Origin of the sequence: Streptomyces sp. NPDC096205 (assembly GCF_044763135.1) — a bacterium.
In the GTDB taxonomy this organism is placed as follows: domain Bacteria; phylum Actinomycetota; class Actinomycetes; order Streptomycetales; family Streptomycetaceae; genus Streptomyces.
Genome location: NZ_JBIWFS010000003.1, coordinates 267,509 through 287,748 on the forward strand (window position 1 = coordinate 267,509; position 20,240 = coordinate 287,748).

At 70.0% G+C, this 20,240-nt stretch carries 19 protein-coding genes, 1 tRNA gene and 1 pseudogene; 11 read left to right on the forward strand and 10 right to left on the reverse strand.

Annotated elements, in window-relative coordinates; genetic code table 11:
• The first annotated feature begins 54 nt into the window (after window positions 1–54).
• Both ACIQ6Y_RS13640 and ACIQ6Y_RS13645 read left to right on the forward strand, forming a co-directional pair.
• Window positions 55–183, forward strand: coding sequence for a DLW-39 family protein (locus tag ACIQ6Y_RS13640; RefSeq protein WP_003999697.1), 129 nt, complete (start codon window positions 55–57; stop codon window positions 181–183).
• A gap of 102 nt (window positions 184–285) precedes the next feature.
• Complete coding sequence (locus ACIQ6Y_RS13645; RefSeq protein ID WP_404037020.1) at window positions 286–1,683, forward strand: hypothetical protein; 1,398 nt, start codon at window positions 286–288, stop codon at window positions 1,681–1,683.
• A 61-nt stretch (window positions 1,684–1,744) separates the two neighbouring features.
• Here ACIQ6Y_RS13645 and ACIQ6Y_RS13650 read toward each other — a convergent pair whose 3' ends face one another.
• Together ACIQ6Y_RS13650 and ACIQ6Y_RS13655 are read right to left on the reverse strand one after the other, a co-directional pair.
• Entirely contained in the window at window positions 1,745–3,250 is a 1,506-nt protein-coding gene (locus tag ACIQ6Y_RS13650; protein ID WP_404037022.1) for a serine/threonine-protein kinase, read from the reverse strand.
• 225 nt (window positions 3,251–3,475) lie between these two features.
• A complete protein-coding gene (locus tag ACIQ6Y_RS13655; protein ID WP_404037024.1) occupies window positions 3,476–4,024 on the reverse strand; it encodes a helix-turn-helix domain-containing protein in 549 nt (182 codons plus the stop codon).
• Between the two features lie 180 nt (window positions 4,025–4,204).
• Here ACIQ6Y_RS13655 and ACIQ6Y_RS13660 point away from each other — a divergent pair.
• Window positions 4,205–4,277, forward strand: a tRNA-Ala gene (locus ACIQ6Y_RS13660).
• Between the two features lie 104 nt (window positions 4,278–4,381).
• Here ACIQ6Y_RS13660 and ACIQ6Y_RS13665 read toward each other — a convergent pair.
• Window positions 4,382–5,077 carry a DUF5324 family protein gene (locus tag ACIQ6Y_RS13665; RefSeq protein WP_404037026.1) on the reverse strand — a complete coding sequence of 232 codons (696 nt, stop codon included), beginning with the start codon at window positions 5,075–5,077 and terminating at the stop codon, window positions 4,382–4,384.
• A gap of 270 nt (window positions 5,078–5,347) precedes the next feature.
• Between ACIQ6Y_RS13665 and ACIQ6Y_RS13670 the strand changes: the two genes are divergently transcribed.
• Both ACIQ6Y_RS13670 and ACIQ6Y_RS13675 read left to right on the forward strand, forming a co-directional pair.
• The gene (locus tag ACIQ6Y_RS13670; RefSeq protein WP_404037029.1) at window positions 5,348–5,872 is read left to right on the forward strand and encodes a peptidylprolyl isomerase; all 525 of its coding nucleotides are present in this window, start codon (window positions 5,348–5,350) and stop codon (window positions 5,870–5,872) included.
• Between the two features lie 134 nt (window positions 5,873–6,006).
• Window positions 6,007–6,885 (forward strand): rhomboid family intramembrane serine protease, encoded by an 879-nt coding sequence (locus ACIQ6Y_RS13675; RefSeq protein ID WP_404037031.1) that lies wholly within the window; start codon window positions 6,007–6,009, stop codon window positions 6,883–6,885.
• A gap of 269 nt (window positions 6,886–7,154) precedes the next feature.
• Here ACIQ6Y_RS13675 and crgA read toward each other — a convergent pair whose 3' ends face one another.
• A complete protein-coding gene (gene crgA, locus ACIQ6Y_RS13680) occupies window positions 7,155–7,409 on the reverse strand; it encodes a cell division protein CrgA (RefSeq protein ID WP_404037034.1) in 255 nt (84 codons plus the stop codon).
• Window positions 7,410–7,561: 152 nt separating this feature from the next.
• Here crgA and ACIQ6Y_RS13685 point away from each other — a divergent pair, with 152 nt between their 5' ends.
• From ACIQ6Y_RS13685 to ACIQ6Y_RS13710, 6 genes and pseudogenes are all read left to right on the forward strand, one after another.
• Window positions 7,562–8,365 (forward strand): DUF881 domain-containing protein, encoded by an 804-nt coding sequence (locus ACIQ6Y_RS13685; RefSeq protein WP_404037037.1) that lies wholly within the window; start codon window positions 7,562–7,564, stop codon window positions 8,363–8,365.
• A 25-nt stretch (window positions 8,366–8,390) separates the two neighbouring features.
• Window positions 8,391–9,062 carry a class E sortase gene (locus ACIQ6Y_RS13690; protein WP_404037039.1) on the forward strand — a complete coding sequence of 224 codons (672 nt, stop codon included), beginning with the start codon at window positions 8,391–8,393 and terminating at the stop codon, window positions 9,060–9,062.
• Between the two features lie 15 nt (window positions 9,063–9,077).
• Window positions 9,078–9,276 (forward strand): annotated as a pseudogene (locus ACIQ6Y_RS13695) (hypothetical protein).
• Complete coding sequence (locus ACIQ6Y_RS13700; protein ID WP_404037042.1) at window positions 9,273–9,911, forward strand: aminodeoxychorismate/anthranilate synthase component II; 639 nt, start codon at window positions 9,273–9,275, stop codon at window positions 9,909–9,911. Before ACIQ6Y_RS13695 ends, ACIQ6Y_RS13700 begins: the two are co-directional and overlap by 4 nt.
• Complete coding sequence (locus ACIQ6Y_RS13705) at window positions 9,830–10,951, forward strand: class E sortase (protein ID WP_404038315.1); 1,122 nt, start codon at window positions 9,830–9,832, stop codon at window positions 10,949–10,951. The genes ACIQ6Y_RS13700 and ACIQ6Y_RS13705 overlap by 82 nt, the downstream gene beginning before the upstream one ends.
• A 13-nt stretch (window positions 10,952–10,964) precedes the next feature.
• Entirely contained in the window at window positions 10,965–11,732 is a 768-nt protein-coding gene (locus tag ACIQ6Y_RS13710) for a class E sortase (protein ID WP_404037045.1), read from the forward strand.
• Between the two features lie 71 nt (window positions 11,733–11,803).
• On the opposite strand, the gene pknB is transcribed toward ACIQ6Y_RS13710, so the two are convergent.
• From pknB to ACIQ6Y_RS13740, 6 genes are all read right to left on the reverse strand, one after another.
• A complete protein-coding gene (pknB, locus tag ACIQ6Y_RS13715) occupies window positions 11,804–13,810 on the reverse strand; it encodes a Stk1 family PASTA domain-containing Ser/Thr kinase (RefSeq protein WP_404037048.1) in 2,007 nt (668 codons plus the stop codon).
• Between the two features lie 170 nt (window positions 13,811–13,980).
• Window positions 13,981–15,453, reverse strand: a complete 1,473-nt coding sequence (locus tag ACIQ6Y_RS13720) for a peptidoglycan D,D-transpeptidase FtsI family protein (RefSeq protein ID WP_404037051.1) — start codon at window positions 15,451–15,453, stop codon at window positions 13,981–13,983.
• On the reverse strand, window positions 15,450–16,886 hold the full coding sequence (locus ACIQ6Y_RS13725; protein ID WP_404037054.1) for an FtsW/RodA/SpoVE family cell cycle protein: 1,437 nt from the start codon (window positions 16,884–16,886) through the stop codon (window positions 15,450–15,452). Before ACIQ6Y_RS13725 ends, ACIQ6Y_RS13720 begins: the two co-directional genes overlap by 4 nt.
• A gap of 27 nt (window positions 16,887–16,913) precedes the next feature.
• Window positions 16,914–18,455: a Stp1/IreP family PP2C-type Ser/Thr phosphatase gene (locus ACIQ6Y_RS13730; RefSeq protein WP_404037057.1), complete on the reverse strand. Its 1,542-nt coding sequence runs from the start codon at window positions 18,453–18,455 to the stop codon at window positions 16,914–16,916.
• A gap of 140 nt (window positions 18,456–18,595) precedes the next feature.
• Window positions 18,596–19,108, reverse strand: coding sequence for an FHA domain-containing protein (locus ACIQ6Y_RS13735; RefSeq protein ID WP_404037060.1), 513 nt, complete (start codon window positions 19,106–19,108; stop codon window positions 18,596–18,598).
• A 10-nt stretch (window positions 19,109–19,118) separates the two neighbouring features.
• A complete protein-coding gene (locus ACIQ6Y_RS13740) occupies window positions 19,119–20,087 on the reverse strand; it encodes an FhaA domain-containing protein (RefSeq protein ID WP_404037063.1) in 969 nt (322 codons plus the stop codon).
• Between the last annotated feature and the right edge of the window lie 153 nt (window positions 20,088–20,240).

The window sequence follows — 20,240 nt, forward strand, 5'->3', positions numbered from 1 at the left end:
GTGTATAGTCGGGCGCCAGAGGTCCCCTACGTCAACGAAAGACGAGGTCGCGCGGTGAAGAAGCTTCTCCTGGTCGCACTGGCCGCCATCGGCGGGCTCCTCGTGTACCGCCAGATCCAGGCGGATCGCGCCGAGCAGGATCTGTGGACGGAGGCGACTGACTCCGTGCCCACGGGTTCGTGAGTTCCTGATTCGAACAGACCCCGGCCGCATGCGCGGTCGGGGTTTTGTGTGTCCGGGGCGCGCGGCAGGATGGGCCCCGGCCGACGGGAGGGGTGGCGCGCGATGGGGCGGCGACGTACGGCGTGGGTACGGCGACGGGCGCGGACCCGGGTGCACGCGCGCGTGGGCGCGGCCCTGCTGTGCGGGGTCACCGCGCTGAGCCTGGTCCCGGCACTCTGGGCGTGGCCCGCGCGGGCTGCCGGCCGCTCGGACGACCACCCCTTCGCCTACGCCGAGGACGCACGGCTGCTCCCCGCGGCGAGCAGCACCACCGACGCCGAGCGCCTCGAGCTCGGCGGCATCTACCGCAGCTCCCTGTCGCACGGCACGAAGGCCTACTACCGCCTCGAACTCGACTCCGCCGCCAACGCCTATGTCTCCGCCACGGTCGTCCCACCGCCCGGCACCACCGTCTCCGCCCTCGACGGCGTCAAGGTGTCCGTCCAGGACGTCGACGGAGGCATCTGCTCCGTCGACACCGAGACCTTCGGCAGTGTCCGCAGTGCGCGTCCCCTCACGGCGTGGGGGATGCGGGAGCTGACCTCGCGGAGGTCGCGCTGCCAGGAGGCCGGGACGTACTACGTGGTGGTGGAGACGGGGAGGGGCGGGGCGTCGGGGGGCTCCGGGGCTTCGGACGACTCCGCAGCCCCGGATGCGTTCGCGTCGGGGGAGTGGGGCCTGGAGCTGACCACCGTCTCGGAACCGGGGCTGTCCCGGACCGGCGCGACCGAGGCACCCGAGAGCTGGAACTCCGCCCCGCCCGCCGACCTCACCGGGGACCCCGTCGCCCGCACCGGCGGCGCCGGCTTCTCCCGGGCCACCCGTCTCGGCCACGGAGTCTGGCAGGACGGGATCCGGCCGGGGCAGACCCTGTACTACGAGGTTCCGCTGGGCTGGGGCCAGCAGGTGTACGTCACCGCCGAGCTGGGCAGCTCGCCCGGGCGGTCCGGGGCGACCGCGGGGGCGCTGGACCTCACCCTCTACAACCCGGCACGCGGTCCGATCGAGGACACGAGCACCGGCTATTACGGGCGGCAGCAGTCCGCCGACCTTGATCCGCTGCCGCCGGTCGGCCACGAGAACCGGTTCGCCGTCGCCGACCGGGTCAGCGGCATGCGGTTCGCCGGGTCGTACTACCTCGCCGTCCATCTCTCGGCCCAGGTGGCGGAGCGCTTCGGCGACGGGCCGCTGGGGCTGACCCTGCGCCTGCGCGTCTCGGGAGCGGCCCGTTCCGGACCCGGGTACGCGGGGGAGCCCCTGCCGCGGGGGATCTTCGACGTGGCCGGCGGCCCGGCCTCGCTGCCGGGCGGTGGGCCGGGAGCGGGGGCCTCCGGTGGGGGCGCGCAGGACGAGGCCGTGATGCGGGCGCTGGCGGTGGGCGGCATCGGCGGGGGAAGCGCGCTGGTGGCAGGGCTCGGCGTGTGGACCGCGGTGGCGCGGAGGCGAGCGCGAGCAGGGTGAGCGGCGGATACGCGGCGCGGCGGAGGCGGACCCTCGGTCGGCGGAGCCGGAGCCTCGTTCGTCACAGGTGAGCGAGCGCCCAGAAGCCCACGGCGTAGCAGGCCAGGGCCAGCAGCAGGACCGGGACGGTCACCTTGGCGGACGGTCCCGGGCGGCGCCGGCGCCGTCGGTGCTGGCGTCCTTCGGCCCGTGCCGGGAGCACCGGCTGCCGGATTTCCTGCGCGGGGGTGGGAACCTGCGCGTCCCGAGCGGTGTACGAAGCAGTAGAGGCATCGATACGCGGCTGGGGGGAGTACGGGACGTGGGTGGGTGTGTAGGGCGACGGCGCGAGGTGGGGCTGCGGCGGGGCCAGGGGAGCCTGTGGCCTGCGATCCTCGGTGTCTGCTGGATCGTGGGGCGGCGTCTGAGGTGGTACCTGGGGCTGTCTGTGGGGCTGCCCGTGGGCAGGTTGCACGCGGGGTTGTCGTACGCCGGGCGGGGATTGCGGCTGGGAACCGGACGGCAGCGGCGGAGGCAGCGGGAAACTGCCCGTGTCCGACATGGAGATCTGGGGAGCCTCGGGGGCCTGGCGGACCGGGGGGCCCGAGGACTGGTACGAGCCGGAGGAGCCGGTGCCCTGAGATGCGCCGGTTCCCTGAGATGCGCCGGTGCCCTCCCCCGAAGACTCCTTCACTCCGGGCGCCCGCTTCAGCGGTCCCTCGGGGCCGAACCCCGGCGGCAGCGGCCCGAGTTGGTCGAAGATCTCGATCAACTCGTCGTCGGGCCCCGGCTCCGGCAGCAGCTCCACCGCGGTGGCGAGTGCCTTGCGCGCCCCCGTGGCCGTACGGAAACGGGCCTGCGGGTCGGGCTGCAGCAAGGTCGCCACGACCTGCCACAGAGGCTCGGGAATGCCCTTGGGCGCACTCGGTGTGCCATGCGCCGTGAAGTACTCGACGAGCGCCTTGGCGTCAGGCTTGGCGCCCTCCAGCAGATACAGCGCGACGAGCCCGACGGCGAACAGGTCGGCGGGGAAGTCCGGTTCCGAGCCGAGCAGTTGCTCGGGCGCGAGATAGCCGGGCGTGCCCACCACGAGGTTGGTCTCCGTCAGGCGCGGCTCGCCCAGCCGCATGGCGATGCCGAAGTCGGACAGGCGCAGCCGGGGGCGCCCCGTGCCGGTGGCCTCCAGCAGCAGGTTGGCAGGCTTGATGTCGCGGTGCACCACGCCTTCGGCGTGCACGGCGGCGAGGCCGGACAGGAGTTGATCCAGAAGTGTGGCGACGAAGGCGGGCGGCAGAGGGCCGTAGTCGCCGACGAGGTGGACCAGCGAACCGCCCGCGACGAGGTCCATGGTGAACAGGACCTGGTCGTCGTCGGCGGCCCAGCTGGCGGGAGCGAGGACATGGGGGTGGTCGATCCGCAGCGCCTGTTCGCGGACGAAGCGCAGCAGTGAGTGGGCGTCGCGTTGCTGGAGGACCTTGGCCGCCACATAGCGCCGTCGGCGGTGGTCCCAGGCACGCCAGACGGCGCCGACGCCGCCGCGTCCGATCGGGTCGACCAGTTCGTACCGGCCGGCGAACACCTCACCCATCGCTGTGCGTTGCTCCTCCCCCTGCGACCGATGCCCGGCCCGGCCCCGAGTCCCTCGCTCCCCTTTACTCCCCCGGCAACTCGTCAGTACTCCCCCGGCACGTGCCCGGGTGGTCGGTGCCGGGTCCGGGGTGGTCAGTGCTGGGCCCGGAGTGGTCGGTGTCGTGCCCGGGGTGGTCGGTCCGGGCCCGGCCGCCGAACCCCCTCGGTCGGCCGGGCCGGGCGGTCAGCTCTGGTGGGACTGGTAGTGGGCGACGGCGTCGGAGGTGCGGCCGGCGCCGTAGACGCGGAGGAACTCGGCGAGTTCCGGGTGCGTGGGGGCGAGGGTGTCGGCGGCGTCGATGATGTCACCGGCGGCGGCGACGGAGCGCAGCAGCGACTGGATCTCGCGGACGACCCGCTTGACGGTCGGGGCACCCGAAGTGTTCGTCGTCTGCGTCACGTTGCTCAGCACGGAGCCCCCCTGCGACTTCTTGATCTCGTCCATGCGCTCGGTGGCCTCGGCGGCGCTCACGCTGCCGTCGGCGACCTGCGCGGCCAGCTCCTGGAGCAGCTGCACGCGCTGGACGACGGCAGGGTTGCCGATCTTCGCCCGCTGACCACTCATCAGCTGCGACAGCATCGGTGCCGACAGTCCCAGTACCCCCGCGAGACGAGCCTGGTTGAGGCCAAGATCGTCGATGAGCTTACGGAAGAGCGCCCCCAGCGGCTCCCCGTACCAGTTCCGCTGCAGTTCCCGCGCTCTCGCGGTGGCTTCCTGCTGTGCGGCGTCCATTGCGTCTCCCCATCGCTTCCCCAAAAACCGCGGTTCGCTGTAGCGAACCACGCCGAGCATCTTACGGAGAGTGGTCGGCCGCAGGGAGCCCCAATCTTTTTGCGAGATCCCCCGGGTGACCCGGTACTCTGGTCTGCGGCGCCTGCCGGTGCGAGGTACTTTCGGCGGGACGCTTGTCGCGGGGCCTTAGCTCAGTTGGTAGAGCGCTGTCTTTGCATGGCAGATGTCAGGGGTTCGACTCCCCTAGGCTCCACTCGCAAAAATGCCCTCCGAACTGCGGAAACGCAGTTCGGAGGGCATTTTTTACGTCGCGTCGTGCCGCGCCGCGACGTCGTGCCGCGGGGACCGCCGGAGCAATCAGCGCTGATCGTCGCGGTGCGCGGCCTCCTCCTCGGCCTCCTTGGCCTGGACCTCCGGGTCGAGGGAGCCGCTGCCGTCGACGGAGGTCAGCGGCGTCGGCTCGGGAACCTCGGTGGCGGCGGGAGGCTCGACCAGCCAGTCGGGGTTGGCCTGCTTGTCCCACCACTTCCATGCGGCGAAGGCGCCGCCGGCGACCATGCCGAAGATCGCCACGAACTTCACGGCACGGCCCGCGCGGGACCGCCGCTCGTGCTTGCGGACCAGCTTGCGGATCTCCTCCGGCGTGACCTGACCGCGCAGCGCGGCCAGCGCCGCGGCACCGCGCGCCGCGGCCTCGTCCTTAGCGGGCCCGGCCGCGGCCACGGCCTGCTCGATCATCGGCCTGGAGTATTCGGCGGCCTGCCGCGCGGCGACACGCGTGCGTGCGGCGGCCTCCTGCGCTGCGTGGTCGACCTTGGGTGGCACATGCGTCCTTGCCTCGGCCAGCAGCGGCGCGACATGGGACGCGTACTGCACACGTGCCTGCCCGGCGGCCTGGGAGACCTTGGGCGCGAGCCGTAGGCGCGCCTCCTGCGCGTACTGCGCGGCCCTTTCCTTGGCGGTGTCGGCGTAGGGCGCCACCACTTCCGCGGCGTGCAGCACGCTGTCCTTCGCCGAGCCGGTCGCGGCGCGCACGCTGTCGATGCGGGTCACGGGATCCTCCTCCTCGGTGGCGTACGGTATTTCGACTTTCCACCCTTTTACGGATCATGCCTACCGGCACGCCTCGCGGCATGTGGGGGCGGGCATTCGGGTCCAGGGGACTAACAGGGAGCAACAGGGCTTGTCGTCGACAATGCCACGGATTGCCCGGCCGCGCTGGGCAACACCCGCACCGGACGACGCAAGACCCACGCCGTACGACGCAGGGTGCCCGGCGTGCGAGGATCGGGGGGATCACAGGAAGACAACGGAAGGCACACCGTGGCCGAGCAGCTCTACGCCACCCTCAAGACCAACCGCGGCGACATCGTGGTCCGACTGTTCCCGAACCACGCTCCGAAGACGGTCAGGAACTTCGTCGAACTCGCTCAGGGACAGCGGGAGTGGACGAACCCCGAGACCGGTGCGAAGACGTCGGACCCGCTCTACAACGGCACGGTCTTCCACCGGGTCATCAGGGGCTTCATGATCCAGGGCGGTGACCCGCTGGGCAACGGCGTCGGCGGCCCCGGCTACGAGTTCGAGGACGAGTTCCACCCCGACCTCTCCTTCAACAAGCCCTACCTGCTGGCCATGGCCAACGCCGGTCCGGGCACCAACGGCTCGCAGTTCTTCATCACCGTCTCCCCGACGCCGCATCTGAACCGCCGGCACACCATCTTCGGCGAGGTCGCCGACGCGGCGAGCCAGAAGGTCGTCGACTCCATCGCGACCACCGACACCGCCCGCAACGACCGCCCGGTGCAGGACGTCGTCATCGAGTCGGTCGTCGTCGAGAAGCGCTGACCGGCCCCGGCGCCGACCGGCTTCGCCTGTCTTCTCCCGCCGGGAACCAATCGCCCCGCTCGTCCGTAGGGATGAGCGGGGCTTTTCGTCCACGAATCGCCTCCGCAGATGTCTACGAGGACGGGGTGACGCGCATGCAGCAGGTGCCGGACGCACAGCAGGTCCCCGTGTGCTACCGCCACCCGGACCGCGAGACCGGCGTGCGCTGCACCCGCTGCGAGCGCCCCATCTGCCCCGAGTGCATGATCAGCGCCTCGGTGGGCTTCCAGTGCCCCGAGTGCGTCCGGGGCGCCACCGACGGCAGCGGACCGGTGGCCCGCGCCGCCGCGCCCCGCACCATCGCGGGCGCGACCGTCGTCGGCGACACCCGGCTGATCACCAAGATCCTGATCGCGATCAACCTCGCGGTGTTCGTCGCCGTGAGCCTGCGGGAATCGCTCCTGAACGATCTCGTGCTGATCGGCGCCTGGCCGCCCGCGCCCTGGATCGCGACGGAAGGCGTCGCGGAGGGCGACTGGTACCGGCTGCTGACCTCGACGTTCACCCACCAGGAGTTCTGGCACATCGGCTTCAACCTGCTCAACCTGTGGCTGCTGGGCAGCCAGGTGGAGGCCGCGCTCGGCCGGGCCCGCTATCTCACGCTCTATCTGCTCTCCGGCCTGGCCGGCAGCACCCTCGCCTATCTGCTGACGGACCCGGCCACCGCCACGCTCGGGGCCTCCGGCGCCGTCTTCGGCCTGTTCGGCGCCTTCGCCGTGCTGCTGCGCCGGCAGAACTACGACATGCGTCCGGTGCTGGTGCTGCTGGCGATCAACCTGGTCTTCACCTTCAGCCCGGGGACCAACATCTCCTGGCAGGCCCACATCGGCGGCCTGGTGGCCGGTACGGCGATCGCCTACGCCATGGTCCACGCCCCGCGTGAGCGGCGCGCGCTGGTGCAGTACGGGGCCTGTGCGCTGGTCGCGGTCGTGCTCGTCGTGGCCACCCTGTTGAGGACGGTCCAGCTCACCTGAGCGGCCTGTTGTCCACACCCTGTCGCCAAGCTTGTGCACAGTGTGCGCGAACAACTGTGCCCCCTGTCACTGACTCGCGTTTCCGCAGGTCAGGCAGGGGGCGAACAGGTTTTCGAGTGGAGGCTTCGGCCGGTCGTTCCGTCACACCGGCGTCAACCTCCCAGGGGTTATCCACAGATCGTCTTTTCTTTTCCCCAGCATGTGGAAAGTGGCTGTGGATAACTCAGTGGATAGCCCTGGGCAGAGCTGTGTTCAGCGGCCGGACGCCGTTACTTCCACTGCGTCGAGACGCCGAATCCGGCCGCGATGAACCCGAAGCCGACGACGATGTTCCAGTTGTCGAGGCTGTCGAGCGGCAGCGATCCGTCGGTCACATAGAAGACGACGATCCAGGCGAGGCCGATGAGGAACATGGCCAGCATGACCGGCGCGACCCATGCGCGGTTGGTGAGCTTGATGGCCTGTGCCTGCTTGGCGGGCGGCGGCGTGTAGTCGGCCTTCTTGCGGATACGTGACTTCGGCACGAGGGTCTCTCCTGTCGATGCGCTGCGTGGCCGCGCAGGGAACTGGGTCGGGCTCGGGGCAGCGTACAAGGGTCCGCCGATGCGAATCTGAGTGCTCCCCCGGGCGTCCGTTAGCGTAGTGCTTCCGTGGCGCCGAAGGAGATAAGGGTACGTTGAGCAATTCTGCCGACTCTCCCCAGCCGGGATCCAGTACGGGACCCGGGACGGCACCCCTGGGCGGCCGCAGGGGCGGTTTCCGCCCCGTGCGCGTGCTCACGGTCGCCGTCTTCGCTCTCGCGGGCCTGCTTTTCTTCACCAGTTTCAATACGGCCAAGGGCACCAATATCCGCACGGACACGTCCTTGCTCAAGCTTTCCGACCTGATCCAGGAACGCAGCCACAAGAACGGCGAACTGGACGAGTCGAACGCAGCCCTGCGCGACCGGGTCGAATCCCTCGCCGAGGGCGACGACGGCTCCACCGCGGCCGAGGACGCCAAGCTCGCCGCCCTGGAGGAGAACGCCGGCACCCAGAAGCTCAAGGGCGAGGCCATCACGGTCACCCTGAACGACGCCCCGCCGGACGCCACCGCCAAGCTGCCCGGCTACCCCGAGCCGCAGCCCGACTACCTGGTCATCCACCAGCAGGACCTCCAGGCCGTGGTGAACGCGCTGTGGCAGGGCGGCGCCGAGGGCATCAAGGTCATGGACCAGCGGCTGATCTCCACCAGCGCCGTGCGCTGCGTGGGCAACACCCTGATCCTCCAGGGCCGCGTCTACTCACCGCCGTACAAGATCACGGCTGTGGGTGACCCCGAGAAGCTCCAGAAGGCGCTCAGCGCGAGCCCGGCGATCCAGAACTACATGGTGTACGTCAATGTCTACGGTCTCGGCTGGAAAGTGGAGGAGAACGGGACGGTGACTCTGCCGGGCTACTCGGGCACAGTGGATCTGCACTACGCCAAGCCCGTGGAGTGACTCGCACGCCCCTCTGGAGCCGCCGGTGCGCGTCGTCGTCAGGACCCTCAGCGAGCTCTGCATCACCGTCGGCACCCTGATCGTGCTGTTCGTCGGCTACGTGTTCTTCTGGACCGGCGTCCAGGCCGACGACGCGATGGCCGAGCAGATCGACCGGCTCCAGGAGAGGTGGGCCCAGGAGCCGGCGCGCCCCGCCGCCGGGACCCCCCGGCCGCCGGCGCCGTACAGGAGCGGGCAGCCCTTCGCGGTGATGTACGTTCCGCGACTCGGTTTCACGTGGAACAAGCCGGTTCTGGAGGGCACCGCCGCCGGCACCCTGAAGAAGGGCCTCGGCCATTACGCGGGCACCGCGCGGCTCGGGCAGCAGGGGAACTTCGCCGTCGCCGGGCACCGGCGCACCCACGGCGACCCCTTCAAGGACTTCCCGCGCCTGCGCCGCGGGGACGCGGTGGTGCTGACCGACGGTACGACCTGGTTCACGTACCGGATCGACCAGGGGCCCTACCGGACCGTGCCCACCGATGTGGCGGTCGTCGACCCCGTCCCGCGCGCGTCCGGCTACGACCGTCCCGGCCGCTATCTCACCCTCACCACCTGCGACCCGGAGTGGGGCCACAGCCACCGGCTGATCGTCTGGGCACACCTGGACGAGACCCAGCCTGTGGACGAAGGCGAACCGGAGGCGCTGCGCCGTTAATCTGGTTCGGGCGGCGTGAGCGTGGTGCCGTGGGACGGACGGAAGGGACGGCATGTACGGCTGGATCTGGCGGCATCTGCCGGGCAACGTGTGGGTGAAGGCGCTGGTCTCGCTCCTGCTGGTCCTGGCCGTGGTCTACGTCCTGTTCCAGTACGTCTTCCCGTGGGCCGAACCGCTGCTTCCCTTCAACGATGTGACGGTGGACAACCATTGAGCGCGCGCATTCTCGTCGTCGACAACTACGACAGCTTCGTCTTCAACCTGGTCCAGTACCTGTACCAGCTGGGCGCCGAGTGTGAGGTGCTGCGCAACGACGAGGTGTCGACCGCGCACGCCCAGGACGGCTTCGACGGGGTCCTGCTCTCGCCCGGCCCCGGCGCCCCCGAGCAGGCCGGCGTCTGCATCGACATGGTCCGGCACTGCGCCGACACCGGTGTCCCCGTCTTCGGCGTGTGCCTGGGCATGCAGTCGATGCAGGTGGCGTACGGCGGTGTCGTGGACCGCGCGCCCGAGCTGCTGCACGGCAAGACGTCGCCGGTGGAGCACGAGGGCAAGGGCGTCTTCGCCGGTCTGCCCTCGCCCTTCACCGCGACCCGCTACCACTCCCTGGCCGCCGAGCCCGCCACCGTCCCGGCCGAGCTGGAGGTCACCGCGCGGACACGCGACGGCATCGTGATGGGCCTGCGCCACCGCGAACTGCCGGTGGAGGGCGTGCAGTTCCATCCCGAGTCGGTGCTGACCGAGCACGGCCACCGGATGCTGGCCAACTGGCTGGTGGAGTGCGGCGACGAGGGCGCGGTGGCGCGGTCCGCGGGGCTCGCCCCGGTGGTGGGCAGGGCCACGGCGTGACCTCGGACTGGTACGGCTCGGAGGGGTACGCGCCGGCGCAGGAGCCGTATGCGCCGTACCCGTCTCAGGAGCCGTACCAGGAGTCGTACGAGGCCCCCTACGAGCCTCGGCGGGACGACGAGACGGTGGCGCTGCGGGTACCGGCCGCGTCCGGCGAGTCCATACCGGGTTCTCTGGGCGCCTCCGAGACGCCCCGGGCGGGCGGAACCCCGACCGGTGGCCGTGCGGCCCGCAGAAAGGCCGCCAAGCGCCGTCACGGGCGTCACGGCGGCGGAGCGACGCCCGACGCCACGCGGACGGCGGAGACGGCGGCGCCCGATCGGCCGCTCTCGCGGGTGGAGGCCCGCCGGCTCGCGCGGGCCCGCAAGCCCAGCCCGGCCGTCGTCGCCAGCCGGGTGATCGGCGAACTGTTCATCACCACCGGCGTGCTGATGCTGCTGTTCGTCACCTACCAGCTGTGGTGGACCAACGTCCGCGCCCACGCGCAGGCCGGCGCCGAGGCCAGGGACCTCCAGGACGACTGGGCCAGCGGCAAGCGCAGGCCGGACGTGTTCGAGCCGGGCGAGGGCTTCGCGATCCTGCGCATCCCCGAGCTGGACGTGGTGGTGCCGATAGCGGAGGGCGTCAGCAGCAAGAAGGTGCTCGACAAGGGGATGGTGGGGCATTACGGCGAGGCGCCGCTGAAGACCGCGATGCCGGGCGCGAAGACGGGCAACTTCGGGCTGGCCGGGCACCGCAACACGCACGGGGAGCCGTTCCGGTACATCAACCGGCTCCAGCCCGGGGACGCGATCGTCGTCGAGACGCAGGACACGTACTACGTCTACAAGATGGCCTCGATCCTGCCGGTCACCTCGCCGGGGAACGTCAGCGTCCTCGATCCCGTGCCGAAGGGCTCGGGCTTCACCGGGCCGGGGCGTTACATCACCCTCACGACATGCACGCCGGAGTTCACCAGCAAGTACCGGATGATCGTCTGGGGCAAGATGGTCGAGGAACGGCCGCGCAGCAAGGGCAAGCCCGATGCGCTAGTCAGTTAAGGGCGGAAGAACAGTGGCAGCGACCACCGACGACACCGAAGAGCACACCGGCGCGGACCTGCCGGACCCCGCTCCCGATTCCGCACCGCGCCGCCGAGGCCCCGGCCGGATCGCCACCGCGATCAGCGTCTTCGGCGAGCTGCTGATCACGGCGGGCCTGGTCCTCGGCCTCTTCGTCGTCTACTCGCTGTGGTGGACCAACGTCCTCGCCGACCGCAAGGCGGACAAGGAGAGCGACAAGGTCCGCGACCACTGGGCCGAGTCCCGGCAGACCGGCCCCCGCACCCTGGACACCAAGGACGGCATCGGCTTCCTGCACGTCCCCGCGATGAGCAGCCACGAGATCCTCGTCAAGAAGGGCACCTCGACCGAGCTCCTCAACGACGGCGTCGCCGGCTACTACACCGACCCCGTCAAGGCGACCCTCCCCATGTCGGGCCGCAACGGCAACTTCACCCTCGCCGCCCATCGCGACGGCCACGGCGCCAAGTTCCACAACATCGACAAGCTCGACGTGGGCGACCCGGTCGTCTTCGAGACCAAGAGCCGCTGGTACGTCTACAAGGTATTCGCGACCCTCCCCGAGACCTCGAAGTACAACGTCGACGTCCTGTCGGCGGTCCCGAAGGAGTCGGGCAGGAAGAAGGCCGGCAAGTACATCACCCTCACCACCTGCACGCCGGTGTACACCTCCCGCTACCGGTACGTCGTGTGGGGGGAACTGGTCCGGGTGGAGAAGGTGAACGACGAGCGGACTCCGCCGAAGGAGCTGCGCGGCTGACCGCACGTACGGAGCCCCGGCCCCCCTTTCCAGGGGAGCCGGGGCTCCGTCATGTCCGGTGCGGCCGGGGGCTAGCCCGTCGTACCGCCGAAGACGACTGTGCCGCCGTCGCCTCCGTTGCCGTTGCCGCCGTTCTGGTTCTGGCCGAAGCTGACGGTCTTCAGGGTGATCGTCGTCCCTGCCGGGTCGTCGGTCTTCTTGTCCGGCTTCGGGTCCTGGTCGATGACGAACGCCGTGTCGCTGGCGTCGCCGTCGAACTGGATGTTCGTGAAGCCCGCGGCGTTCAGGATCTGCTTGGCCTCGGCGACCGTGCGGTTGCGCACGTCCGGGACTTGGACCTCGGTCTTCTTCTTCTCACCGATGTTGATCGTCACGCTGGAGCCCGGTTCGACCTCTTCGCCCCGTCCCGGCGTGGTGTTGATGACCTTGCCGACCTGGCTGTCGTCCTCGGTCGGGACGTTCGTGCAGGTGCCCGTGAGGTTGTTGGCCTGGAGCTGGGCGAGGGCCGCGTTGCAGTCTTGGCCGGTGAGGTCCGGGACCGTCTCCTTCTCCTGCTCCTTGGCGACCGTGAGGGTGATGGTGGAGCCCTTCTCCACCTCGTCGCCCAGCGCGAGGTCCTGTTCCAGGACGGTGTCCGCCTCCTCCGTGGAGGACTCCTCGTACGTCACCTTGACGGTGAAGTTGTACTTGTCGTCCTCGAGGATCGACTTCGCCTCGTCCAGGCTCTTTCCTGTCACGCTCGGGACCGCCACCTTGGGCGCGCCCGTCGACAGGACGAGGTTGACGGTCGACTCCTTGTCGACCGTGGCGTTCGGCTTCGGGTCCTGTTCGCAGACCTTGCCCTTGGCCATCTCCTCGCACGGCTTGGGATCGAAGGCCACCACGAGGCTGACGTTGTCGGCCTGTTCCCGGGCCTGCTTCTCGGTGAGCCCGACGAAGTTGGGCACCTTGGCGGTGCTGTTGCCGACTCCGTCCCCGCTGAAGATCCACTTCCCGATCAGGATCGCGCCCACCAGGACCAGGACGGCCGCGAGGACGAGGAGGATCGTGGAGGTGTTGGACTTCTTCTGGCGGCGCCGGTCGGGGCGGTCGTCGTAGCCGAAGCCGCCGTCGTCCGGGTTCATGGGCGGCAGCATCGAGGTGGCGCCGGCGTCCGTGGAGCGCAGGGCCGTGGTCGGCTGCTCGTCGGGGTAGCCGCCGTAGCCGACCGCGCCCATGGCGGCCGTCGCGGCGACGGGCTGGCCGTCGAGGCAGGCCTCGATGTCGGCGCGCATCTCGTCGGCCGACTGGTAGCGGTAGTTGGGGTCCTTGGTCAGGGCCTTCAGCACGATCGCGTCCATCTCGGGCGTGATCTCGGGGTCGAAGACCGACGGCGGCTGGGCCTCCTCGCGGACGTGCTGGTACGCCACCGCGACCGGGGAGTCGCCCACGAAGGGCGGCCGGACGGTCAGCAGCTCGTACAGCAGGCAGCCCGTGGAGTAGAGGTCCGAGCGCGCGTCGACCTGCTCGCCCTTGGCCTGCTCCGGGGAGAGGTACTGGGCGGTGCCGATGACGGCGGACGTCTGGGTCATCGTCATGCCGGAGTCGCCCATGGCGCGGGCGATGCCGAAGTCCATCACCTTGACCTGGCCGTTGCGCGTCAGCATGACGTTCGCGGGCTTGATGTCACGGTGGACGATGCCACTGCGGTGCGAGTACTCCAGGGCCTGGAGGATCCCGATGGTCATCTCCAGGGAGCGCTCCGGCAGCAGCTTGCGGCCGCTGTGCAGCAGCTCACGCAGCGTGGAGCCGTCGACGTACTCCATGACGATGTACGGGATCGAGACCCCGTCGATGTAGTCCTCGCCCGTGTCGTAGACCGCCACGATCGCGGGATGGTTGAGCGAGGCGGCCGACTGGGCCTCCCGGCGGAACCGGGCCTGGAAGGACGGGTCGCGCGCGAGGTCCGCGCGCAGCGTCTTCACCGCCACGGTGCGGCCGAGGCGGGTGTCATGCGCGAGGTATACCTCCGCCATGCCACCACGGCCGAGCACCTGGCCCAGCTCGTACCGGCCGCCGAGGCGACGCGGCTCTTCCATAGCTACCTACCAGCCCTCTCCGTCGGTCCCGACCCGCACATCCGTGCGGGTGGAGGCTGCCGTCCGGGCCCTACCGTACCCGGCTCTCCTTGTGCGACCTGGCCAAGCCCGTCACCCGATACAGGACCGGTATCGCAACGTGCGCCGATGTGAAGGGGACGTGATCGGGGTCACTTCTTGCTGTCGATGACGGCCTGCATCACATCCCGCGCGATGGGGCCGGCCAGACCGCCACCGGTGATGTCGTCACGGTTCGCGGCGCCGTCCTCGACGACCACGGCCACGGCGACCGGTGCGCTGCCGTCGCTGAGCTTGGCGTACGACACGAACCAGGCGTACGGCTTCTCGCTGTTGTTCAGGCCGTGCTGGGCGGTACCGGTCTTGCCGCCGACCGTGGCGCCGTCGATCTTCGCCTTGCCGCCGGTGCCCTGCGGGTCGTTGACGACCGTCTCCATCATTTCCTGGAGCTTCTGGGCGGTCTCGCCCGAGACGGCCTGGGACAGCTCCTCGGGCTCGGTCGTCTCGATGGTGTCGAGGTTGGCGGCCTTGAGCTGGTCGACCATGTACGGCTTCATCAGCTTGCCGTCGTTGGCGATCGCCGCGACGACCATGGCCATCTGCAGCGGGGTGGCCCGGTTGGAGGCCTGGCCGATGCCGTCCATGGCGTTCTGCGGCGCGTTGTCCTCGGGGTAGACGCTCTCCGAGGCGCGGACGGGGGTGTCCAGCTCCTTGTTGTTGTAGCCGAACTTCTCCGCCTGCTCGATCATGCCCTCGTTGCCGACGGAGTCGGCGAGCTTCGCGAAGACGGTGTTGCAGGAGACCATGAGCGCGTACCGCAGGCTGGCGTTCTTGCACTCGCCGTGCTGGTTGGTCAGGTCGGTCGTGGTCTGCGGCAGCTGGTACGGGTCCGGCGTCTTGGTCTTCTCGTCGATGCCGGAGACCACGCCGTGCTCCAGGGCCGCCGCCGCGGTGACCACCTTGAAGGTGGAGCCCGGCGGGTAGGTCTCGCGCAGCGCGCGGTTCAGCATCGGGTCGTCGGGGTTGTTGTCCTTCTGGACGGCCTTCCACGCCTCGGCGTCGTCGTCGGAGGTGCCGGCGAACTTCGACGGGTCGTACGACGGCGTGGAGACCAGCGCGAGGATCTTGCCGGTGGACGGCTCGATCGCGGCGACGGCGCCCTTCTTGTCGCCGAGTCCCTCGAAGGCGGCCTTCTGCGCGGCCGCGTTGAGGGTGGTGACGACGCTGCCGCCCTCCTTCTCCTTGCCCGTGAGCATGTCGAGGGTGTTGCGGAAGAACAGCCGGTCGTCGGTGCCGGTGAGGATGCCGTCCTGGAGCTTCTCCAGCTGGTTGGCGCCGAACGCCTGCGAGGAGTAGCCGGTGACCGGCGCCCACATGGGGCCGTTGACCCAGGTCCGCTTGTACTTGTAGTCGCCGGACTTGCTCTCCACCGAGCCGGTGATGGGCTTGCCGTCGACGATGATGTTGCCGCGCGGGGTCGCGTAGCGCGCGATGTTGACGCGGCGGTTCTCGCTGTCGGTGGCCAGGTCGTCCGCCTTGACGTACTGCAGCCAGTTGTCGCGGATCAGCAGGGTCAGGATGAGCAGCCCGCAGAAGATCGCGATGCGTCGCAGGGGCTTGTTCACGGTCGGACCACCTGGGTCATCTCGGCGTCGGGGTTGGGGGCGGGGGACGGCGCCGGGCGGCGCGCGGTGTCGCTGATCCTGAGCAGGATGCCGATCAGCGCCCAGTTGGCGATGACGGAGGAACCGCCGTACGCCAGGAAGGGCATCGTCATACCGGTCAGCGGGATCAGGCCCATGACGCCACCGGCGACGACGAACACCTGAAGGGCGAAGGCACCCGACAGGCCGATGGCGAGCAGCTTGCCGAAGGGGTCGCGGGCGGCGAGGGCGGTGCGCACGCCACGCTCGGCGATGAGTGCGTAGATCAGCAGGATGGCCATGAGGCCAGCCAGGCCCAGCTCCTCGCCGAAGGTGGCGAGGATGAAGTCGGAGTTGGCGGCGAAGCGGATCAGCTCGGAGTGGCCCTGGCCCCAGCCGGAGCCGAGGGTGCCGCCGGAGCCGAACGCCCACAGCGCCTGCATGGCCTGCTCGGAGTGGCCGCTGACGCCCTGGCGGGAGAGCGTGTACTCGCGCAGCGGGTCGAGCCAGGCGTCCACACGCTGCTGGATGTGCGGCTCGAAGCTCGCCACGCCGACCGCGCCGACCGCGGACATCAGCAGACCGAAGACGATCCAGCTGGTCCGCTCGGTGGCGACGTACAGCATGATGACGAACATTCCGAAGAACAGCAGCGACGTACCGAGGTCGGTCTCGAACACCAGGATGAGGATCGAGATGCCCCAGACGACCAGGATCGGACCGAGGTCGCGGCCGCGCGGCAGGTACAGGCCCATGAAGCGGCGGCTGGCGAGCGCGAGCGCGTCGCGCTTGACCATCAGGTAGCCGGCGAAGAACACCGCGAGGACGATCTTCGCGAACTCACCGGGCTGGATGGAGAATCCGGCGACGGAGATCCAGATCTTGGCGCCGTAGATGTTCTGGCCGAGGCCCGGCACCAGCGGAAGCAGCAGCAGGAACAGCGCGCCGACCATGGAGATGTAGGTGTAGCGCTGCAGGACGCGGTGGTCCTTGAGGAAGATCAGCACCACGATGAACAGCGCGATGCCCATCGCCGTGTACAGCAGCTGACGCGGCGCGGCGGTGCCCGCCTGTCCGATGGACTGCAGCAGCTTCGACTGGTCCAGGCGCCAGATCGCGACAAGCCCGAGTCCGTTGAGCAGCGTGGCCAGCGGCAGCAGCAGGGGGTCGGCGTACGGCGCGAACCTGCGGACGACGAGATGGCCGACGCCGGCCAGCAGGCCGAGGCCGAGACCGTAGGCCAGCAGGCCGGACGGCACCTCGTCGTTGATGGCCAGGCCGACATTGGCGTAGGCGAAGACCGGGATGACGACGGCGAAGACGAGCAGCGCCAGCTCGGTGTTGCGCCTGCTGGGCGCGCCGATGGCGCCGATCGTGGACGTGTGGTGCGTCGACGTGTTGGTAGTACTGCTCATCGTGTGACGGGGCCTCTCACGGCTCGCCTACTGCTTACCGCACAGCGAGACGACCTTCTGCTCTTCCTCCGACAGACTCGGGCCGGGGCTGGGAGTGGCGGTCGGGGTCGGGGTCTTGGACGCGTTCGGGGATGTCGATGCCGACGGGGTGGGTGTCGGCGATGCCTTGGACGTCAGTGAGGTACGGGTGGTTCCCGTGGTGCCGCCGGCCTCGCCCTCGCCCGTCTTCGCGTTCTGCTCGCTCTCGGCGGCGCGCCGCTCGGCCTGCTTGCGGCATGCGGAGGCCTGGACGGCCAGTTCGTCGATCTTCGCCTGGGCGTTCTTCAGTCCGCCCTCGGCGATCGTCGCCTTGACCGCCTTCTGCTGGTACGGCGGCAGGTACTTGAGTTCGATCTCGGGGTGGTCCTTCTCGACCTTCGACAGCGACACCCAGGCCAGGTCCTGGCTGATGCCGCGGTAGAGGGCGACGTGCTCGTCGTTGGTGCCGACGTAGTACTGGGTCTGCGTCCAGCGGTAGCCGCCGTAGAGGCCCGCGCCGACGACGGCGAGCGCGAGGCCGCCGTACAGCGAGCGCTTGAGCCACTTGCGGCCGGAGCGCTCCTTGACGAAGTCCTCGTCGCTGTAGCCGCCGAAGCCGTCGGTGGGGACGAAGCCGGTGACGTCGCCGGAGCCGGGCGGGCCGAACTCGCCGCCACCGCCATGCGCTTGCGGTCTGCGGCCGAGGCCGGAGGCGCGGCCGGCCGGGGTCTGCATGATGCCGTTGTCGCTGAGCTGGTTCTGGTTCTCGGCGACGGCGCCGACCACGACGGGCGCGTCGGACAGCTGCCCGGCGAGGGTGTCGCCGGTGTCCAGGTCGAGGACGTCGGCGACGATGACGGTGATGTTGTCGGGGCCGCCGCCGCGCAGCGCGAGCTGGATCAGCTCGTGCACGGTCTCCTGCGGGCCCTGGTAGCTGGCGAGGGTGTCCTCCAGGGTCTGGTGGGACACCACGCCGGACAGGCCGTCGGAGCAGATGAGGTAGCGGTCGCCGGCCCGGACCTCGCGGATCGACAGGTCGGGTTCGACATGGTCGCCGCTGCCGAGGGCGCGCATCAGCAGGGAGCGCTGCGGGTGGGTGGTGGCCTCTTCCTCGGTGATGCGGCCCTCGTCGACGAGGCGCTGCACCCAGGTGTGGTCCTGCGTGATCTGGGTGAGGACGCCGTCGCGCAGCAGGTAGGCGCGCGAGTCGCCGACGTGCACGAGGCCCAGGCGCTGGCCGGTCCACAGCAGGGCGGTGAGCGTGGTGCCCATGCCCTCGAGCTGGGGGTCGTCCTCGACCATGGAGCGCAGCTGGTCGTTGGCGCGCTGCACGGCGGTGCCGAGGGAGGTGAGCACGTCGGAGCCGGGGATGTCCTCGTCGAGGGCGACGATGGTGGAGATGGCCTCGGAGGAGGCGACCTCGCCGGCGGCGGCGCCGCCCATGCCGTCGGCGATGGCGAGCAGGCGCGGTCCGGCGTAACCGGAGTCCTCGTTGCCCTCGCGGATCATGCCCTTGTGCGATCCGGCGGCGAAGCGCAGTGACAGACTCATGCCCACCTCGCCCGTCGGCTCCGCATGCAGCCGGTCGTGTCGAGCCACACTGCCCACCCTCCGGTCGGGAGCGCGCCGGGGCCCGGGGTGCCGGCCGCCGCTGCGTGCTCGCTCCGCTCGCGCTCATTCATGATGTAGCACTACTTCCGCAGCTCGATGACGGTCTTGCCGATGCGGATCGGCGCACCCAGCGGAATCGGTGTGGGGGTCGTCAGCCGGGCGCGGTCGAGGTAGGTGCCGTTCGTGGAGCTCAGGTCCTCGACGATCCACTGGCCGTCGCGGTCCGGGTAGATCCTGGCATGCCGGCTGGAGGCGTAGTCGTCGTCCAGCACGATCGTGCTGTCGTGCGCACGGCCCAGGGTGATGGTCTGCCCCTGCAGCGCGACCGTGGTGCCCGTGAGTGTGCCTTCGGTCACCACCAGCTTCGTGGGGGCGTTACGGCGCCCGCGGCCGGCGGGCGCGGGCTGCTGGCGCTGCTGGGGCGGCGCCTGGCGCGCGGCCTGCTGTGGCCGCCCGGCGTCGCGTCGCGACCCGCGCTGTGTGACGCGCGTGCCGAACAGATCGCTGCGGATGACCTGCACGGCCACGATCACGAACAGCCACAGTACGGCCAGGAAACCCAGCCGCATGACCGTGAGGGTCAGCTCTGACATTGCCCCCGGATCACCCTTCGGCTTGCCTATAGATAACGGTGGTGCTGCCCACGACGATCCGCGAGCCGTCGCGGAGCGTAGCGCGGGTGGTGTGCTGCCCGTCCACCACGATGCCGTTGGTGGAGCCGAGATCCTGGATCGTCGAGGGCGTTCCGGTCCGGATCTCGCAGTGCCGTCGGCTCACGCCGGGGTCGTCGATCCGCACGTCGGCTTCGGTGCTGCGACCCAGCACGAGCGTGGCGCGGGAGATCTGATGGCGGGTGCCGTTGATCTCGATCCAGTAGCGGGTGCGGCCGCCGGCCGCGGGTCCGCCGGGTGCGGCGCCGGGCCGCTGGCCGCCCGCGGGCTGCGGGTAGCCGTATCCGCCGGGCTGCCGGCCGGCCGCGGGCTGCGGATAGCCGTAGCCGCCGGGGCGTGCGCCGGGTGGCGGGGCCGACGGCATGGGCGGGGCACCGGCGGGCGGTGCTCCGGGTGCGGCGCCGGGCGGCGGGTAGCCGTAGCCGCCTGCGGCCGGTCCGGCCGCGGGGCGGGGCTGCGGGTAGCCGTAGCCGCCTGCGTCCTGTCCGGGTCCGGCCGCGGGGCCGGGGGCCTGGGCCTGGCTGGAGGAGGAGGCGAGGGTACGGCTGCGCACCCGGTACAGACCGGTGTCGAGGTCGTCGGCCTTCTCCAGATGGACCTTGATGGGGCCCATGAAGGTGTAGCGCTGCTGCTTGGCGTAGTCGCGGACCATGCCGGCGAGTTCGTCGCCGAGCTGACCGGAGTAGGGGCTGAGCCGCTCGTGGTCGGGTGTGCTCAGCTCCACGATGAAGTCATTGGGTACGACGGTCCGGTCGCGGTTCCAGATGGTCGCGTTGTTGTCGCACTCGCGCTGGAGCGCGCCGGCGATCTCCACCGGCTGGACCTCGGACTTGAAGACCTTGGCGAAGGTGCCGTTGACCAGACCTTCGAGACGCTGCTCGAAACGCTTCAGGACTCCCATGGGGCACCTCCTCCGTCGCTGTCGTCCTGCGTACTGCTGTTTCTTACCCGGCTGCTTCTTACTTGGTACTGCTTACTGATCGTATCCACGCGCTGCTGGATCGGCTGGTTCCCCCTGGTGAACCGGCTGATCGGTGTCGACGGATGCCGACGG

Excerpts from the sequence above, each read along its gene's own strand:
- ACIQ6Y_RS13675 (WP_404037031.1), top strand. The coding sequence starts at position 6,007 with ATGCAGCAGGTGCCGGACGCACAGCAGGTCCCCGTGTGCTACCGCCAC.
- ACIQ6Y_RS13650 (WP_404037022.1), bottom strand. The coding sequence starts at position 3,250 with ATGGGTGAGGTGTTCGCCGGCCGGTACGAACTGGTCGACCCGATCGGA.
- ACIQ6Y_RS13735 (WP_404037060.1), bottom strand. The coding sequence starts at position 19,108 with ATGTCAGAGCTGACCCTCACGGTCATGCGGCTGGGTTTCCTGGCCGTA.
- ACIQ6Y_RS13645 (WP_404037020.1), top strand. The coding sequence starts at position 286 with ATGGGGCGGCGACGTACGGCGTGGGTACGGCGACGGGCGCGGACCCGG.
- ACIQ6Y_RS13655 (WP_404037024.1), bottom strand. The coding sequence starts at position 4,024 with ATGGACGCCGCACAGCAGGAAGCCACCGCGAGAGCGCGGGAACTGCAG.
- ACIQ6Y_RS13730 (WP_404037057.1), bottom strand. The coding sequence starts at position 18,455 with ATGAGTCTGTCACTGCGCTTCGCCGCCGGATCGCACAAGGGCATGATC.
- ACIQ6Y_RS13740 (WP_404037063.1), bottom strand. The coding sequence starts at position 20,087 with ATGGGAGTCCTGAAGCGTTTCGAGCAGCGTCTCGAAGGTCTGGTCAAC.
- pknB (WP_404037048.1), bottom strand. The coding sequence starts at position 13,810 with ATGGAAGAGCCGCGTCGCCTCGGCGGCCGGTACGAGCTGGGCCAGGTG.
- ACIQ6Y_RS13725 (WP_404037054.1), bottom strand. The coding sequence starts at position 16,886 with ATGAGCAGTACTACCAACACGTCGACGCACCACACGTCCACGATCGGC.